At 70.7% G+C, this 17,331-nt stretch carries 11 protein-coding genes; 9 read left to right on the top strand and 2 right to left on the bottom strand.

The window, feature by feature from the left end; translation table 11 throughout:
* The 4 genes from C5F48_RS05220 to C5F48_RS05205 all read left to right on the top strand — a co-directional run.
* Window positions 1–622: MFS transporter (locus tag C5F48_RS05220; protein ID WP_373454327.1), on the top strand; the 622-nt coding region annotated here is incomplete at its 5' end.
* Between the two features lie 60 nt (window positions 623–682).
* The gene (locus C5F48_RS05215) at window positions 683–1,729 is read left to right on the top strand and encodes a glycosyltransferase family 4 protein (RefSeq protein WP_107662852.1); all 1,047 of its coding nucleotides are present in this window, start codon (window positions 683–685) and stop codon (window positions 1,727–1,729) included.
* Window positions 1,726–2,352, top strand: coding sequence for a glycosyltransferase family 29 protein (locus tag C5F48_RS05210; RefSeq protein ID WP_107662851.1), 627 nt, complete (start codon window positions 1,726–1,728; stop codon window positions 2,350–2,352). Before C5F48_RS05215 ends, C5F48_RS05210 begins: the two co-directional genes overlap by 4 nt.
* A 72-nt stretch (window positions 2,353–2,424) precedes the next feature.
* Complete coding sequence (locus C5F48_RS05205) at window positions 2,425–3,447, top strand: aspartate-semialdehyde dehydrogenase (RefSeq protein ID WP_107662850.1); 1,023 nt, start codon at window positions 2,425–2,427, stop codon at window positions 3,445–3,447.
* Between the two features lie 237 nt (window positions 3,448–3,684).
* On the opposite strand, the gene C5F48_RS05200 is transcribed toward C5F48_RS05205, so the two are convergent.
* On the bottom strand, window positions 3,685–4,329 hold the full coding sequence (locus C5F48_RS05200) for a carbonic anhydrase (protein ID WP_107662849.1): 645 nt from the start codon (window positions 4,327–4,329) through the stop codon (window positions 3,685–3,687).
* Window positions 4,330–4,471: 142 nt separating this feature from the next.
* On the opposite strand from C5F48_RS05200, the gene C5F48_RS05195 reads away from it, so the two are divergent.
* The 3 genes from C5F48_RS05195 (at window position 4,472) to C5F48_RS05185 (ending at window position 7,134) form a co-directional block, all read left to right on the top strand.
* Window positions 4,472–4,855 carry a hypothetical protein gene (locus C5F48_RS05195; RefSeq protein ID WP_107662848.1) on the top strand — a complete coding sequence of 128 codons (384 nt, stop codon included), beginning with the start codon at window positions 4,472–4,474 and terminating at the stop codon, window positions 4,853–4,855.
* 75 nt (window positions 4,856–4,930) lie between these two features.
* Window positions 4,931–6,316 (top strand): leucyl aminopeptidase family protein, encoded by a 1,386-nt coding sequence (locus tag C5F48_RS05190; protein WP_107662847.1) that lies wholly within the window; start codon window positions 4,931–4,933, stop codon window positions 6,314–6,316.
* Complete coding sequence (locus C5F48_RS05185; RefSeq protein WP_107662846.1) at window positions 6,316–7,134, top strand: C40 family peptidase; 819 nt, start codon at window positions 6,316–6,318, stop codon at window positions 7,132–7,134. The genes C5F48_RS05190 and C5F48_RS05185 overlap by 1 nt, the downstream gene beginning before the upstream one ends.
* A 4-nt stretch (window positions 7,135–7,138) precedes the next feature.
* On the opposite strand, the gene C5F48_RS05180 is transcribed toward C5F48_RS05185, so the two are convergent.
* The gene (locus tag C5F48_RS05180) at window positions 7,139–9,676 is read right to left on the bottom strand and encodes a hybrid sensor histidine kinase/response regulator (protein ID WP_107662845.1); all 2,538 of its coding nucleotides are present in this window, start codon (window positions 9,674–9,676) and stop codon (window positions 7,139–7,141) included.
* 191 nt (window positions 9,677–9,867) lie between these two features.
* Between C5F48_RS05180 and C5F48_RS05175 the strand changes: the two genes are divergently transcribed.
* Both C5F48_RS05175 and pbpC read left to right on the top strand, forming a co-directional pair.
* Entirely contained in the window at window positions 9,868–15,297 is a 5,430-nt protein-coding gene (locus tag C5F48_RS05175) for an alpha-2-macroglobulin family protein (RefSeq protein ID WP_107662844.1), read from the top strand.
* A complete protein-coding gene (gene pbpC, locus C5F48_RS05170; protein WP_107662843.1) occupies window positions 15,294–17,330 on the top strand; it encodes a penicillin-binding protein 1C in 2,037 nt (678 codons plus the stop codon). The genes C5F48_RS05175 and pbpC overlap by 4 nt, the downstream gene beginning before the upstream one ends.
* The last annotated feature ends 1 nt before the right edge of the window (window position 17,331 follow it).

Below are 17,331 nucleotides of genomic sequence, written 5' to 3'. Positions count from 1 at the left end.
ACCCGAGGGCGGCGCTAGGGGCTCGGTCCTCGACCTCCTCAGGATGCCCGCGCTCTGGCCGGTGCTCGTCATGATGGTGGTCTGCTACGCCCCCGCCGCCGGCCTGCGCGGCCTCTGGATCGGGCCCTATTACACCGATGTCTTCGCCGCCTCCGCCGCCCAGATCGGCGCCGCGACGCTGGTCATGGGCCTTGCCATGGTCGCGGGCAACTTCGCCTACGGCCCGCTCGACCGTGCCTTGGGCACCCGCAAGGGCGTCATTCTCGGCGGCAACCTCGCCACCGCCGCCTGCCTGCTCGCCCTCTGGGCCTTCCCCACCGCCGGCGGCCTCGGCACCCTCGCGCTCTTCGCCGGCATCGGCCTCTTCGGCGCCTCCTTCCCCATGGTCATCGCCCATGGCCGCGCCTTCGTGCCGCCGCAGCTGATGGGCCGCGGCGTGACTCTCTTGAACTTCTTCGGCCTCGGCGCCGCCGGCATCGCGCAATTCGTCACCGGCCGCATCCACCACGCCGCCCCCTCCACCCCGCCGGAGGCCCCCTACGCCGCGCTCTTCCTGTTCTTTGCCCTGGCCCTCCTCGCCGGCTGCGCCGTCTACGCCTTCGCGCAAGACCGTACCGACTGAGCACGGGCTGACTTCCGCCCCCCCGCCTTCTGCGCTATTCCGGAAGGGCAAGGAGTCCGGATGCCCGCCACCGCCGCCCAGATCGAGGTCATCGCCCCCAACCTCAAGCGCCGGCTCTCCGGCGTGACGGCGACGATCGCCCGGCTCGTCCCGGTGCAGGCGCGCCAGATCGGCATCGCCGCCACCGGCCCCGGCCTGCCCGCCAGCCTGCCGCATATCCCGCTAGCGGCACTCCCCTTCCTGCCGCGCGACCGCTGGCGCGTCTGGCACGCCCGGCGCAACACCGAGATGCTCCTGGGCCTCGCCCTGAAACACCTCTGCCGCCGCAAGCTGAAACTGCTCTTCACCTCGGCCTCGCAGCGCAAGCACTCCGGCTACACCCGCTGGCTCATCGCCCGGATGGACGCGGTCGTCGCCACCTCGCAGCGCAGCGCCCGCTATCTGGAGCGCCCCGCCACCGTCATCCTGCACGGCATCGACGCCGAAAGCTTCCGCCCGCCCGAAGACCGCGCTGCGCTGCGCCACAAACTCGGCCTGCCCGACGCCACCCTGATCGGCTGCTACGGCCGCATCCGCGCGCAGAAGGGCACCGACGCCTTCGTGCAGGCCATGCTGCAGGTCCTGCCCTCCCGCCCCGGCGCCACCGCCCTCGTCATGGGCCGCGCCACCGACAAGCATCAGCCCTTCCTCGATGACCTCAAGCGACAGGTCACCGAAGCGGGCCTGCAGGCCCGCATCCTCTTCCTGCCCGAAGTCAGCGTCGACGCCATGCCCGACTGGTACCGCGCCCTCGATCTCTACATCGCCCCGCAGCGCTGGGAAGGCTTCGGCCTGACCCCGCTGGAGGCGATGGCCTGCGGCGTCCCCGTCATCGCCACCCGCGTCGGCGCCTTCGAGGAACTGGTGACCGAAGCCGCCGGCGCGCTGGTCGATCCGGGCGACATCCCGGCGCTGGCTGCCGAGGCCGCCCTCCTCCTCGACGATCCCGCCCTCCGCGCGGAGAAAGCCGCCGCCGCCCGCGCCCGCGTCACCGCCGGCTTCCGCATCGAGGACGAGGCGGCGGCGCTGATCGCCCTCTACCGCCGCCTGCTGGATGATCCGTCATGAACCGCCTCGGCTTCCTTCTCGCCCGCAGCCTGCGCCGCGAGGCCCCGCTGCGCGCCGCCTCGATCGCGCCCGAGGCGCTGCTGGCGCGCTTCGCCGGGCAGAACATCGCGCTGGTCGGCAATGCGCGCGGCCTCGCCAGGGCGGCGCATGGCGCCTCGATCGACCTCGCCCAGACGGTGATCCGCATCAACCGCGCGCCGATGCCCTCGCCGGTCTCGCATGGCGCCCGCACCGACGTGCTGGCGCTGGCCACCTCGCTCGACGCGAAGGCGCTGGACCGGCTGAACCCCGAGCTCACGCTCTGGATGTCGCACAAGAGGAAACGCCTGCCCTGGCATGTGGTGAAGCGGCCCGGCTTCTACCTGCACCCTCTGCCGGCCTATGAGGCGCTGAAGCGCAGGCTGAAGGCCCCGCCGACCACCGGGCTCATGCTGATCGACCTCCTGGCCCGGTCCGAGGCGGCGCATGTCACGCTCTACGGCTTCGACTTCTTCGCCAGCCAATCGCTGTCGGGACGACGCCGCGCCGACCAGACGCCGCATGACTTCGCCGCCGAGGCGGCCTTCGTGCGCAACCTGATCGCCACCGACGCGCGCTTCACCCTGAAGCATCACCCGGCGTAAACCCCTTTCCCCCGTGGGCCGGTTGCGCTAAACGGGCGCGTCATTCCGACAACACACGAGAGGAAGTCCCCGATGGGCTACAGGGTCGTCGTCGTGGGTGCCACGGGCAACGTGGGCCGCGAAATGCTGAACATCCTCGCCGAGCGCGAGTTTCCGGTGGATGAGATTGCCGCGCTGGCAAGCCGCAAATCCATGGGCACTGAAATCAGCTTTGGCGACAAGACCGTCAAGACCAAGGACCTCGACAACTTCGACTTCACCGGCTGGGACATCGCGCTGTTCGCGGTCGGCTCGGAAGCCACCAAGATCTACGCGCCGAAGGCCGCCGCCTCGGGCTGCGTGGTGATCGACAACTCGTCGCTCTACCGCTACGACCCGGCCGTGCCGCTGATCGTGCCGGAAGTGAACGCCGACGCGATCGAGGGCTACAAGAACAAGATGATCATCGCCAACCCCAACTGCTCGACCGCGCAGATGGTGGTGGCGCTGAAGCCGCTGCACGACCGCGCCCGGATCAAGCGCGTCGTCGTCTCGACCTACCAGTCGGTGTCCGGCGCCGGCAAGGAAGGCATCGACGAGCTCTGGGACCAGACCAAGGGCCTCTACGTCCCCGGTCAGGAAGTGGCGCCGTCGAAGTTCACCAAGCAGATCGCCTTCAACGTGATCCCGCATATCGACGTCTTCCTCGACGATGGCTCGACCAAGGAAGAGTGGAAGATGGTGGCCGAGACCAAGAAGATCCTCGACAAGTCGATCAAGGTCACCGCGACCTGCGTCCGCGTGCCGGTCTTCGTCGGCCATTCGGAATCGATCAACATCGAGTTCGAGGATTTCCTCGACGAGCACGAGGCCCGCGACATCCTGCGCGAGGCCCCCGGGGTCATGGTGATCGACAAGCGCGAGAACGGCGGCTACATCACCCCGGTCGAATGCGTCGGCGACTACGCCACCTATATCAGCCGGATCCGTCAGGATTCGACGGTCGACAACGGCATCAACCTCTGGTGCGTCTCCGACAACCTGCGCAAGGGCGCGGCCCTGAACGCGGTGCAGATCGCCGAAGTGCTCGGCAACCGGTGTCTTAAGAAGGGGTGAGAAGCGCCCGGACGATCCTCCAGTGGAGGATCGTCAGCCTCGAACGCCCGCCGCGCAAGCGGCGGGCCGGAGGAGGCGCGTCCGGCCCACGATCTTTCTGCGAAAGATCAGAGTCTCCCCCGTAGGGTGCGCATTCATTGCGCACCCTCCCTCACCCCAAAAGGGTTAAGCACTCCCTAACGGAACCCAAAAACCCGTTCCGTTCCAAACACTTCCCCCGATTTTCACGCGTGAAAATCACACGGCGACGAACCCCGACCCCGGCACGAACTGCTCCAGCCCGCCCTCGCCGACATTGGTCCAGAGCCCGTGCAGCGTCATCTTCTCGGCCTCGACGGCTTCCTTCACGAAGGGGAAGGTCATCAGGTTCTCGAGGCTGACCAGCACCGCCTCCTTCTCCAGCGCCGCCAGCCGCGCCTCGGCCGGGACATGCTCGACCCGCTGATAGCCGGGCCGCAGGATGTCCATCCAGCGCCCGACGAAGCTCGACCGCAGCTCCAGCTCCGGCGCGATCCCCGAACACATGTCGTGGCAGCCCTTCACCCCGCCGCAGTTTGAATGCCCCAGCACCACGATATGCGCCACCTTCAGCGCCGTGACCGCATATTCCACCGCCGCCGAGGTCCCGTGAGCCTCGCCATCCGGGCTGTAGGGCGGCACCAGATTGGCGATGTTGCGGTGGATGAAGAACTCGCCCTCGTCGGCCCCGAAGATCGAGGTGACATGCACCCGGCTGTCGCAGCAGGAGATCACCATGGCCCGCGGATGCTGCCCGCTCTCGGCCAGCCGCCGGTACCAGGCCTTGTTGCCGGCATAGGTGGTTGCCCGCCAGCCGTGAAAGCGCTGGATCAGATAGCTTGGAAGGGGTTTGGCCTGTTCCATCTCGCAACCTCTGCATCATTGTCCGGCTCGTCTGATTAGGCCGCAAGCGGGGAAAATTCGAGAGGTTTCTTGCGGGAGCGGAAACCTTTTCTTCAGCGCGGCGGCGCATCCTCGCGCCGGGTGTGACGTGAGGACGGGTGTGATGGATTGCAGCATAACGGCTCTCCAGCCGAAGGAGCGTGTATGTCAGGATGCCGAACAGATCGCCGCGATCTGCCGCGAGATGGGCGCTCCGGCGGCGGAGCAGGCGATCGGCCGCGCCCTGGGCGAGCTGACGCTGATCCTCTCCGGGCTTGCGGCGCGGGTGCAGGCGCAGGATGTGGCGGATCTCGGGCGGCAGCTGCGCCGGCTGCAGCGGATGTCGGAGCATCTGGGCATGGTCAGCCTCGGTCATGTGGCCTGCGACGCGCGCAGATGTGCCGAGACCGGCGACGGCACCGCCTTCGCCGCGGTCTGGGCTCGGCTGATCCGGGTGGCCGAGCAGTCGCTGGCCGGCGACCGACCGCCGCTGGACCAGCGGGTCTGAGACCGCTTCCGGCCTTGCGGGCGGCGGCGGAATGGCTAGGCTCCGCGGCGATCTCCCTGGAACCGGAACCTGCCCATGGCCCTGTCTTTCGCCGATCCCGCCGCCCCGTCGCGCCCGCTGCATGTCGTCGCCGTCGACGACCTCGCCTCCTGGCGCGCCGGGCAGAGCGATGCGGTGCAGGCCTGGCTGGCGGCGACCGGCTTCGAGGCTGGCTTGGGCGAGCTGCGGCTGATCCCGGCGCCGGATGGCGGGGTGGCGGCGGCGGTGCTGGGCCATGGCACGGCTGCGATCCGCGCCCGCAGCCGTTTCGGGCTTGCCCGCGGCTACAAGGGCCTGCCGGCGGGCGACTGGCATCTGACCGGCGCGCTCAGCCCGGCGCAGGCGGAGGAGGCGGCGCTCGGCTTCCTGCTGGCGGGCTACAGCTTCGACCGCTACCGCAAGACAAAGCCGGCGCCGCAACCCCGGCTGAAGTTGCCGGAGGGATGCGATGCGGCGCGGATCCTCGCCATGGCCGAGGGCGAGTTCCTGACCCGCCGGCTGATCGACACGCCCGCCTCCGACCTCGGCCCGCAGGAGTTGGAGGAGGAGTTCTTGGCGCTGGCCGCGCGTTTCGGGGCGGAGACCTCGGTGATCCGCGGCGAGGATCTGCTGGCGCAGAACCTGCCGATGATCCATGCCGTCGGCCGCGCCTCGCCGCGCGCGCCGCGGCTGCTGGAGCTGCGCTGGGGCAGCCGCGGGCCGAAGCTGACGCTGGTCGGCAAGGGGGTCTGCTTCGACACCGGCGGGCTGGACATCAAGCCGAGCGCCGGCATGCTCTTGATGAAGAAGGACATGGGCGGCGCCGCCACGGTGATGGGGCTGGCGCAGATGATCATGCAGCTGGACCTGCCGCTGCGGCTGCGCGTCCTCGTCCCGGCGGTGGAGAATGCCATTTCCGGCAGCGCGATGCGGCCGCGCGACATCCTGACCTCGCGCAAGGGGCTGACGGTGGAGGTGAACAACACCGACGCCGAGGGGCGGCTGATCCTCGCCGATGCGCTGGCGCTGGCGGATGAGGAGACGCCCGATGTGCTGATCTCGATGGCGACGCTGACCGGCGCGGCCCGGGTCGCGGTGGGGCCGGACCTCGCGCCCTTCTTCACCGATGACGAGCCGATGGCCGAGGCGCTGCAGGCCGCGGCCCCCGTCGCCTGCGACCCGGTCTGGCGGCTGCCCTTCTGGCAACCCTATGAGGCGATGATCGAGCCGGGCATCGCCGATCTCGACAACGCGCCCTCCGGCGGCTTCGCCGGGTCGATCACCGCCGCGCTGTTCCTGCGCCGCTTCGTCGAGACGCCGCGCTACATGCATTTCGACATCTATGGCCACACGCCTGCCGACCAGCCGGCCCGGCCGAAGGGCGGCGTGGGGCAGGGCGCGCGGGCGATCCTGACCGCGCTGCCGCGGATCCTGGCGCTGTGATGGACCGGCGCACCACCCCGGCCAATGCCCGCGCCGCGCATGACAGCCTGCGCGGCCAGATCGAGGCGCCCCGCTTCACCGCCGGCGAGCCGGCGCAGGTGTCGCTGCCGCTGGTCGACCTGCTGGCGGCCCCGGGCGGGGCGCGGGACCGGCAGTTGCTGCTGGGCGACGGCTTTCTGGTGATCGACCGGCACGAGGGCTTCGCCTTCGGTCGGGCCGAGAAGGACGGGTTCTGCGGCTATGTCGCCGAGGCGGCGCTGGCGGCGCCCGGGGCGCCGACCCATTGGGTCGCGGCGCCGGCGACGCATCTCTACAGCGCGGCGCGGGTGCAGGCGCCGGAGCGTGCCGGGCTCAGCTTCGGCGCGCGGCTGACCGTGACCGGCGCGGCGGGGATCTTCAGCGAGACCACGGAGGGTCATGTCCCGACCCAGCACCTGCGGCCGCTGGGCGAGGTCTTCGCCGATCCGGTCGAGGCGGCGATGCTGTTTCTCGGCACGCCCTATCTCTGGGGCGGCAACAGCCGCAGCGGCATCGACTGCTCGGGACTGGTGCAGGCGGCGCTGCTGGCCTGCGGCATCGCCTGTCCCGGCGACAGCGACCTGCAGCAGGCCATCGGCGAGGAGGTGGCGGAGGCCGAGCTGCGGCGCGGCGACCTGCTGTTCTGGAAGGGCCATGTGGCGATGATCGTCGACGCGACCCGGATGATCCATGCCACCGGCCAGTTCATGCAGGTGGTGGTCGAGGAGACGCGGACCGCCATCGACCGGATCGCCGCGCAGGACGCCGGGCCGGTGATCGCCCGCCGCCGGCCACGCTGAGCGGTCAGGCGGCGTCATCCGGGCGGAGCGGCGCCAGATCGCAGGCGTCTTCGGGGCGGTAGAGGGTCAGCGCCTCGAGGATGGCCGATTTGCGGAGCGGCTTGGTCAGGTAGCGGTCGATCCCGGCGGCGAGGATGCCCTCGGCGTCGCCCTCCATCGCATGGGCGGTCAGAGCGACGATCGGAACGCGGGCGCGGCCGGCCTCCAGCCGGCGGATCGCCCGCGCCGCCTCGCGCCCGTCCATCTCGGGCATCGAGATGTCCATGAAGATCAGGTCGGGGGCGAGGCTGCGGTACAGCGCCACCGCCTCGGCGCCATTGGCGGCGAAGGTGATCTCGATCGGCAGGCCGCGCAGCATCTTGGCGAAGACCAGCTGGTTGGTGCGGTTGTCCTCGGCCGCCAGCACCCGCATCCGCCGCGCCCCCGGTTCGGGCGGCGGCGCGGGCTCCGGTTCCGGCGGGGCGGAGAGCCGCTGCAGCTGGCGGTAGAGGTCGGAGCGCAGCAGCGGCTTCTGCAGCACCGCGGCGAACAGACTCCGGGTCTCGGCGACGCGGGGCGCGGCGGGGTTGGAGGAGAGCAGCAGCAGCGGCATGGTCCAGCCGCCGGCGCGCAGCGCCTCGGCCAGGTCGCAGCCGTCCATCCCCGGCATCTCGTGATCGGTGAGCACCAGGTCGAAGGGCCCGTCGCGCGCCAGTTCGGCCAGCGCGTCGGGGCCGGAGCGGCAGAGCGTGGCGCGGATGCCGCAGGCGGTCAGTTGCCGCTCGAGGATGGTGCGCTCGAGGAAGCGGTCGTCCACCACCAGCGCCCGGGTCAGCGCTCCGGCGACAGGCGGGGCCGCGGCGTCATCGGCCACCGGCAGCGTCAGCCGGAAGCCGAAGCAGGAGCCGCGGCCCGCCGTGCTGTCCACCCAGATCTCGCCCTGCATCATCTCGACCAGCCGCCGGCTGATGGCGAGGCCGAGGCCGGTGCCCTCGAACTTGCGGTTGCTGCCGGTCTCCAGCTGGTTGAACTCGCCGAAGATATGCGCGAGGTGCTCCGGCGCGATGCCGATGCCGGTGTCTTCCACCGTGACATGCAGCTCCTCCAGCCCCGGCCCGGCCTCGCCGCCGAGCACGCGGATCGTCACATGACCCTTGGCGGTGAACTTCACCGCATTGCCGACGAGGTTGGTCAGCACCTGCCGCAGCCGCCCCGGATCGCCGATGTAGCGGGTCGGCAGCGCCATGTCGAAATGCACGATGAGGTCGATCCCCTGCGCCCGGGCGCGGGGTTGCAGCAGCATGGCGACCTCGTGGATCGTGCGCTCCAGGTCGAAGGGCTCGGGATGCAGGGTCAGCCGGCCGGCCTCGATCTTCGAGTAATCGAGGATGTCGTTGATGATGACCAGAAGCGCCTCGCCCGAGGACCGGATGGTCTCGGCGAACAGCCGCTGGTCGCCGGTCAGCGTCGTGTCGCAGAGCAGTTCGGCCATGCCGACCACGCCGTTCATCGGGGTGCGGATCTCGTGGCTCATGTTGGCGAGGAAGGCCGATTTCGCCCGGTTGGCGGCCTCGGCGGCGAGCCGGGCGGCGTCGAGCGCCGCCTGCTGCTCCTTCAACTCGGTGATGTCCATCCTCAGGCCGACCCTTCCGCCGTCGGGCGTCGCCTGGTCCAGCACCCGCAGCCAGCGGCCGTTCGCCATCTCGTATTCGGCGGCCTCGCCGGGGTGGCGGTAGCGCGCCAGCCGCTCGGCCAGCCAGGCTTCCGGATCCGTCACCTCGGGGCTCTGGCCATGCGCCAGCCCGTAGCGCAGGATGCTTTCGAAGCTGGCGCCCGGCTGCATGGCGGGGGCGGCGCAGGGGTAGATCTCGCGGTAGCGGCTGTTGCACAGGAGCAGCCGGTCGTTGCGGTCGAACAGCACGAAACCGTCGGGAACAGCCTCGATCGCCGCCCGCAGCCGCATCTGCTCGGTGATGTCGACGGCGAGGCAGACCATGTCGCCGTCGCGCGCCCGCCGGTCCTCCAGCTGCAGCCAGCTGCCGCTGGTCAGCCGCAGCACCACGGGGTCGGGGCTGTCGGTCTCCCATCGCGCCAGCATGGCGGCGCACCAGGCGTCGGGGCCGTCGTCCAGCGCGACGCGGCCTGACCCGGCGAGATGGCGCAGCAGGTCGGCATAGGGCAGGCCGGGGGCGATCTGCACCCCCTCGAAGGCCGAGAGATAGGCCCGGTTCGCCGCCACCAGCCGCTGCGCGGAATCGAAGACCGCGAAGCCGTCGCGGATCGTCTCGATCGAATCCCAGAGCCGGCGTTCGGCCATCACCGCCGCGGTATGCGCCCGTTCCAGATCGCCGAGGAAGCGGCTGTTCTGGCCTTTCAGCGCCTCGGCCTCGGACAGGGCGTTGCGGACCACGCTGCGCTGCTCGACGATCTGCTCCGACAGGGCGCGGGCGTGCAGCGCCAGCTTTTCATTGGCGGCGAAGAGCTCGCGCTGCTTGTGTTCCAACAGGCGCTCGGCGGCGAGTCGCGCGCGGCGTTCCCGCGCCAGCCGTTCCGCGATGTCCATCCGGCGAAGTCCCGATCCGTTGCCCGCCGGTCGCACGTCGCCGGCCGCTCCTGCACAGTCTGCGACAGCGAGATGAACCGGCGGTAAATGCCGACGGGCCGCACAACCCCCGGAGGAAAGGGCGGTGCGAGTCGCTTGCCAAAACGGGGGGGTGGTGACAGCATCCGCGCATTGGTGGAGGAAATAGCGTGATGCGGTCGATTTTCAGGACGGCGATTGTTTCTCTCGGGCTGGTGCTGCCCACGGTGGCGCTGCCGCAGGATCTGGTGCCGGCGCAGCGCTTCAACCTCAGCGCCGACGCCGACCTGCCGGGTGGCGATCTGGCGACGCTGCTCGACACCACGCTGGAGGGCTGCGAGCGCGCCTGCGCCACCAATGAAAGCTGCACCGCCTTCACCTTCAATTCGCGCAACGGCTCCTGCTTCCCGAAATCCGACCCCGGCGCGCCGGTCTTCTTCCAGGGCGCGCTGTCCGGGCTGGTGGTGAAGGCCGATCCTGCGGTGCAGGCCCGGGCCATGGCGCGGCGGGCCGATCTGGGCTTCCTGTCCGACTATGACATGTCGCAGGCGACCGAGCAGGCCAGGGGCCTCGGCAAGCTGCACACCACCAATGGCTGGAGCGCGGCGGAGCATCTGCAATCAGCGCGGGAGGCCGAGGCCAATGGCGATGTCGCGCTGGCCAGCAACTTCGCCGGGGCGGCGCTGAATGCCGAGGATCGGGCGGATGGCTGGGTCGAATATGCGCGGCTGCTGCTGGCGGCGGGCGCACCCGAGGGCCAGAACCAGCGCGCCTTCCGCGAGCGGGCGTTCAACGCCGCGATCAACGGCTATCTGCGCGCCGAGCCCGACGGGCTGCGCCACAGCGCGCTGGTGATGCTGGGCGAGGCCGCCGAGGCCATCGACCGCGGTCGCGACAAGGTTCTGGCGCTGCGGCTGGCGCAGCGCATCCAGCCGCGCGACGATACGGCGGCGCTGCTGGAGGATGCCGCCGGGAAATACGGCTTCCGGGTGCTGGAGCACGAGGTGCAGGCCGATTCCGTCCGGCCCCGCGTCTGCGCCACCTTCTCGGAGGATCTGGCCGAGTCGGGCGTCGATTATTCCAGCTATGTGCAACTGCCCGAGGCCGGGCTGACGGTGGAGAGGGGCGGCTATCGCCAGCTCTGCGTCGGCGGCATGGCGCATGGCGCGCGCTATGCGCTGACCTTCCGCGAGGGGCTTCCGGCGGCGGACGGGCAGGGGCTGCTGAAATCGGTGGCGCTGAACGTCTATGTCCGCGACCGCAGCCCCGGCGCCCGCTTCCCGAGCCGCGCCTATATCCTGCCGCGCGCCGAAAGCGCCGCGATTCCGGTGGAGACGGTGAACACCGCCAAGCTGGACCTGACGCTCTACCGCGTGTCGGATCGCAACCTGTTGCGCACCATCCAGGACGATTACTTCGCCCGGCCGCTGGCGCAGTATCAGGTCGAGGGCTTTTCGTCGCAGGTCGGCGAGGAGCTCTGGAAGGGCAGCGCCGAGGTGGGGATGGAGGTGAACCGCGACGTCACCACCCGCCTGCCGATGGACGAGGCGATCGAGGGGCTTTCGGCGGGGATCTATGCGCTGAAGGCGGCGGTGCCGGGGGTGGATGAATACGAGACCCCCGCGGCCTGGCAGTGGTTCGTGATCTCGGATCTGGGGATCACCACCATGTCGGGGGTGGACGGGCTGCATGTCTTCGTGCGCAGCCTCGGGACGGCGGCGGCGAAAGAGGGGGTGACGGTCGATCTGGTGTCGCGCGCCAATGCGGTGCTGGCGACGACGACCACCGATGCGATGGGCTATGCCAGTTTCGCCCCCGGTCTGACGCGGGGCGCCAATGGCGCCGATCCGGCGCTGGTCGTGGTGCGCGAAGGCGACAGCGATCTCGCCTTCCTGTCGCTGACCGATCCGGAGTTCGATCTGTCCGACCGCGGCGTCGAGGGGCACGAGCCCGCGCCGCCGGTCGATGTCTTCCTGACCACCGACCGAGGCGCCTATCGCGCGGGCGAGACGGTGCATGTCACCGCCCTGACCCGCGACGCGCAGGCGCAGGCAATTCCGGGACTGCCGCTGACGGCGGTGCTGACCCGGCCCGACGGCGTGGAATATGCGCGCGCGCTGGCCGAGGATGGCGGCGCGGGCGGGCATGTGTTCGACCTGCCGATCGCGGGCACGGCGCCGCGCGGCGTCTGGCGGCTGGAGGTGCTGGCCGATCTGGAGGCCGAGGCGCTGGCGAGCCAGACCTTCCTCGTCGAGGATTTCCTGCCGGAACGGATCGACTTTGCGCTGGCGCTGTCGCAGCCAGAGGTGCGGCTGGAGGACAGCCCGGAACTGACGCTCGACGCGCGCTATCTCTTCGGCGCGCCGGGGGCCGATCTGGGGATCGAGGGCGAGGTGCTGCTGCGCGAGGCCAAGGGCCTTGCCGCCTTCCCCGGCTACCGTTTCGGGCGGCATGACGAGCCCTTCAACGCGCAGATGGCCTCCTTCGGCGGCGAGCGCACCGATGACGCCGGCACGGCGACCGTCGCGCTGGCGCTGCCCGAGGTGACAGACCCGGCGCGCCCCTTGGAGATGCAGGTGACCGCCCGCGTCACCGAAGGCTCGGGCCGTCCGGTGGAGCGGCAGCTGGTGCAGCCGATCACCCCGACCGCGCCGATGATCGGGGTGAAGCCCCTTTTCGACGGCGTGGTGGGCGAGGGCTCTGACGCGCGCTTCCAGCTGATCGGCGTCGGGCCGGATCAGGCGCCGGCGCCGATGCCGGTGAAATGGGTGCTGACCCGGATCGAGACCGACTATCAATGGTATCAGCAATACGGCAACTGGAACTGGGAGCCGATCGTCAGCCGCAGCATCGTGGCCGAAGGCGAGGCGACGCTGGGGGCCGAGCCGGTGCAGATCTCCGGCGCGGTGAAATGGGGCGAATACGAGCTGCTGGTGGAGCGGACCGACGGCCAGCCCGCCGCGACCTCCACCACCTTTTCTGCGGGCTGGTATGCGCCCGCCGACGTGACCTCCACCCCCGACACGCTGGAACTGTCGCTGGACAAGCCCGCCTACAGGCCGGGCGAGACGGCCGAGTTGCGGCTGGTGCCGCGCGCGGCGGGGACGGCGCTGGTGACCGTGCTGTCGAACCGGCTGGTCGCCATGCAGGCGGTCGAGGTCAAGGAGGGCGAGAACCTGATCTCGCTGCCGGTGACGGATGACTGGGGCGCGGGGGTCTATGTGACGGCCTCGGTGCTGCGACCGATGGATGTGGCGGCGGGGCGCAACCCGACGCGGGCGATGGGTCTGGCCCATGCCGCCATCGATCCCGGCGCGCGCCGTCTGACGGCGACGGTGGAGACCGCGCCCGAAGCCGCGCCGCGCGGGCCGCTGGAGGTGGCGGTGAAGGTGGACGGTTTGACCGAGGGCGATACCGCCTATGCCACCATCGCTGCCGTCGATGTCGGCATCCTGAACCTGACCGGCTTCACCTCGCCCGATCCGGACGATCACTATTTCGGCCAGCGCAAGCTCGGCGTCGGCATCCGCGATGTCTACGGGCGGCTGATCGACGGGCTGAATGGGGCGCAGGGCACGGTGCGCTCGGGCGGCGATGCCGGGGCCAAGGGCCGCCTGCAGGCCCCGCCGCCGACCGAGGAGCTGGTGGCCTATTTCACCGGCCCGGTAACGGTGGGGGCCGATGGCTACGCCCGCGCTAGCTTCGATCTGCCCTCCTTCAACGGCACGGTGCGGGTGATGGCGGTGGTCTGGTCGGGCAAGGGTGTCGGCAAGGCCGAGGCCGATGTGCTGGTGCGCGATCCGGTGGTGGTGACGGCCTCGGTGCCGCGCTTCCTGTCGCCGGGCGACGAGAGCCGGATGCTCTTGGAGATCGTCCATGCCACCGGGCCGGTGGGCCGGGTCGGGATGGATGTCTCGGCGCAGGGGCTGAGCATCGGCGCGGCGCCCTCGGGCTTCGAGATCACCGAGAAGGGCAAGGTCACCTTCGCCGTGCCGATCACGGCGGGTGATGTGGGTCTGCAAAGCATCGACGTGGCGCTGACCACGCCGGATGGCCGGCAGCTGACCAAGCATCTGACGATCCCGGTGCAGGCCAATGACCCAGAGGTGGCGCGGATCACCCGCTTCGATCTGGCCCGCGGGCAGAGCTTCACCTTCGACTCCAATGTCTTCGCCGGTCTTGTGCCCGGCTCGGGCAAGGCGACACTGGCGGTGGGGCCGATCGCCCGGCTGAACGCGCCGGGGCTGCTGGCCAGTCTCGACCGCTATCCCTATGGCTGCACCGAGCAGATCACCTCCAAGGCGCTGCCGCTGATCTATTACGATCAGGTGGCGCAGGCGATGCAGCTGCAGGGGGCCGGAACCATCGGCCAGCGCATCGACGAGGCGATTGCCGAGGTGCTGACCAACCAGACGGCGGAAGGCGCCTTCGGGCTGTGGAACCCGTCTTCGGGCGACATGTGGCTCGATGCCTACGTCACCGACTTCCTGTCGCGCGCCAAGGCGCAGGGCCATGCGGTGCCGGATCAGGCCTTCCGCTCGGCGCTCGACAACCTGCGCAATCAGGTGAACTACACCGCCGATTTCGAGACCGGCGGCGAGGCCTTGGCCTATGCGCTGATGGTGCTGGCGCGCGAGGGCGCGGCGGCGGTCGGCGACCTGCGCTACTATGCCGATGTGAAGGGCGATGCCTTCGCCACGCCCATCGCGCAGGCGCAGCTCGGCGCGGCGCTGGCGAGCTATGGCGACCAGACCCGGGCCGATGCGATGTTCCGCAAGGCGGGCATCCGCATGGCGGGGCTGATGGCCGAGGAGACGGCGCAGGTGTTCCGCGCCGATTACGGCACCAACTTCCGCGATGCGGCGGCGCTGTTGACGCTGGCGGTGGAGGCGGGCTCGCAGGCGGTGGACCGCGGCGTGCTGACCGACCGGATCGCCACCAACGACGGCCCGCTCTCGACGCAGGAGACGACATGGGCGCTCCTGGCGGCCAATGCGCTGATTGACCGGCCCGATACCGATGTGACCATCGACGGCGTGGCGCCGACCGGGCCCTTGGTGCGGATGCTCGACGACAGCGGTGCGCCGGTGGAGGTGAAGAACAACGGCGCCGATACCTTCCTGACCGTCACCACCTATGGCGTGCCGGCCGAGCCGGAGCCGGCGGGGGGCAATGGCTATGCGATCAAGCGCAGCTATTACACGCTGGAGGGCGAGGCGGTCTCGCCCTCGGGTGTCGCCGTCGGCACCCGGCTGGTGACGGTGCTGGAGGTGACGCCCTTCGGCACGGGCGAGGCGCGGCTGATGGTGTCGGACCCGCTGCCCGCGGGCTTCGAGATCGACAACCCGAACCTCTTGCGCGCGGGCTCGGTCTCGTCGCTCGACTGGCTCGGGGTCGAGGAGGAGGTCGCGCATAGCGAGTTCCGGCAGGATCGCTTCCTGACCGCGCTGGACCGCACCGATGGCGCGCCGTTCAAGCTGGCCTATATCGTCCGCGCCGTCTCGCCCGGAACCTTCCACCATGCCGCGGCCTCGGTCGAGGACATGTATCAGCCCGACTTCCGCGCCCGGACCGACGCCGGAACCGTCACCGTCACCGAGTGATGCGGGCGCGCTGGTTCATCGCGGCGGCGGCGGGGCTCTGGCTCGCCGCCGTGGTGCAGGACGGGGTGACGGGCTGGATCGCCCGCACCGACCTGCCGCCCTTGGCGCTGGAAACCTCGGTCGAGGTGGTGGCGCGCGACGGCAGCCTCTTGCGTGCCTATACGGTAGCCGACGGGCGCTGGCGCATGGCGGTGACGCCGGGGGCGGTGGACGCGGGCTATCTCGCCATGCTGGTGAATTACGAGGACAAGCGGTTTCGCCAGCATCCGGGCATCGACCTTCGGGCGATGGCGCGGGCGGTGGGGCAGGCGCTTTGGAACGGGCGGGTGATCTCGGGCGGCTCGACGCTGACGATGCAGGTGGCGCGGCTGCTGGAGGAGAGCGGGACCGGCAAGGTTGCAGGCAAGCTGCGGCAGATGCGGGTGGCGCTGGCTTTGGAGCGGCGGCTCGGCAAGGACGAGATCCTGTCGCTCTATCTGCTGCTCGCGCCCTTCGGCGGCAATCTCGAAGGGGTGCGGGCGGCGAGCATCGCCTATTTCGGCAAGGAGCCGGGGCGGCTGACCCCGGCCGAGGCGGCGCTGCTGGTGGCGATCCCGCAATCGCCCGAAGGCCGCCGCCCCGACCGCGCCCCCGGGCGGGCCGAGGCGGCGCGCACCCGAGTTCTGGCGCGGGCGGTGGGTGACGGGCTGATCGACGCCGAACAGGCTGATGCGGCGGAGCGCGAGGCGGTGCCGACGGCGCGCCGGCCCTTCCCGGCGCTCGCCCCGCATCTCGCCGACCGGATGCGGCTGGCCGCGCCGGGCGTCGGGCGGCATCAGCTGACGCTGGACGCGCCGCTGCAGCGCAAGATGGAGGAGCTGGCGGCCCAGACCGTCGCCGGGCGCGGCACGCGGCTGCAGGTGGCGATGGTGGTGGCCGATCACCGCACGGGCGAGATCCTCGCCTCGGTCGGGTCCGCCGCCTATCAGGGCGATGCGCGGCAGGGCTTCGTCGACATGACGCGGGCGCTGCGCAGCCCGGGCTCGACGCTGAAGCCCTTGATCTACGGGCTCGCCTTCGACGAGGGCCTTGCCCATCCCGAGACGCTGGTGGAGGACCGGCCGACCAGCTTCGGTGGCTACACGCCGCAGAACTTCGACCGGGTGTTCCGCGGCGACATAAGGGTGCGCGAGGCGCTGCAATTGTCGCTGAACATCCCGGTGGTGGCGCTGACCGATGCGCTCGGTCCGGCGAAACTGTTGGCCGCCATGCGCCGCGCCGGGGTGGAGGCGGTGGTGCCGGGCGGGCAGCCGGGGCTGGCGGTGGCTTTGGGCGGCGTCGGCGTGACGCTGGAGGACATGGTGCAGATCTACGCCGCCCTCGCGCGCGGCGGCGTGGCGCTGCCGCTGCGGGTGACGGGCGAGGCCCTGCCGGGCGAGCGGGTGCTGTCGGAGGTCGCGGCGTGGCAGGTGGGCGATATCCTCTCGGGTCTCGCGCCGCCGCCGGGGGCGCCGCTGAACCGGCTGGCCTACAAGACCGGCACCAGCTACGGCCACCGCGATGCCTGGGCCATCGGCTTTGACGGGCGGCATGTCATCGGGGTCTGGCTGGGCCGGGCCGATGGCACGCCGGTGCCGGGGGTGTTCGGCGCCGATCTGGCGGCGCCGGTGCTGTTCCGCGCCTTCGCCCGGCTGAAGCCGCAGCTGGAGCCACTCAGCCCGGCGCCGCCCGCGACGCTGATGGTCTCCAACGCCGAACTGCCGCAGCCGCTGCGCCGGTTCCGCTCGCGCATGGCGGCCTTCGCGCCTGCCGCCGATGCCCCTGCCGTGGCCTTCCCGCCCGACGGGGCCGAGGTGGAGCTGAACGACGGCGCGCTGCTGGTGCGGGTGCGCGGCGGGGCGGGGCCCTTCACCTGGCTTGCGGATGGCGTGCCGGTCGCCGTGGCGCAGCGCGGGCGCGAGGCGATGCTGGCGCTGCCGGGGCCCGGGTTCCTCACGCTCTCGGTGATCGATGCCGAGGGGCGCTCGGCCCGGTCGCAGGTCCGGCTGCGCTGAG

The sequence above is a fragment of the Cereibacter changlensis JA139 genome, assembly GCF_003034985.1.
GTDB lineage: Bacteria > Pseudomonadota > Alphaproteobacteria > Rhodobacterales > Rhodobacteraceae > Cereibacter > Cereibacter changlensis.
Note: the sequence above shows the minus strand (reverse complement) of the source record. Positions and strands in the feature narration are given on the sequence as shown.

Coding starts and splice junctions, on each gene's coding strand:
- C5F48_RS05175 (WP_107662844.1), top strand. CDS start 9,868: ATGCGGTCGATTTTCAGGACGGCGATTGTTTCTCTCGGGCTGGTGCTG.
- C5F48_RS05215 (WP_107662852.1), top strand. CDS start 683: ATGCCCGCCACCGCCGCCCAGATCGAGGTCATCGCCCCCAACCTCAAG.
- C5F48_RS05195 (WP_107662848.1), top strand. CDS start 4,472: ATGGATTGCAGCATAACGGCTCTCCAGCCGAAGGAGCGTGTATGTCAG.
- C5F48_RS05185 (WP_107662846.1), top strand. CDS start 6,316: ATGGACCGGCGCACCACCCCGGCCAATGCCCGCGCCGCGCATGACAGC.
- C5F48_RS05205 (WP_107662850.1), top strand. CDS start 2,425: ATGGGCTACAGGGTCGTCGTCGTGGGTGCCACGGGCAACGTGGGCCGC.
- C5F48_RS05200 (WP_107662849.1), bottom strand. CDS start 4,329: ATGGAACAGGCCAAACCCCTTCCAAGCTATCTGATCCAGCGCTTTCAC.
- C5F48_RS05180 (WP_107662845.1), bottom strand. CDS start 9,676: ATGGACATCGCGGAACGGCTGGCGCGGGAACGCCGCGCGCGACTCGCC.
- C5F48_RS05190 (WP_107662847.1), top strand. CDS start 4,931: ATGGCCCTGTCTTTCGCCGATCCCGCCGCCCCGTCGCGCCCGCTGCAT.
- C5F48_RS05210 (WP_107662851.1), top strand. CDS start 1,726: ATGAACCGCCTCGGCTTCCTTCTCGCCCGCAGCCTGCGCCGCGAGGCC.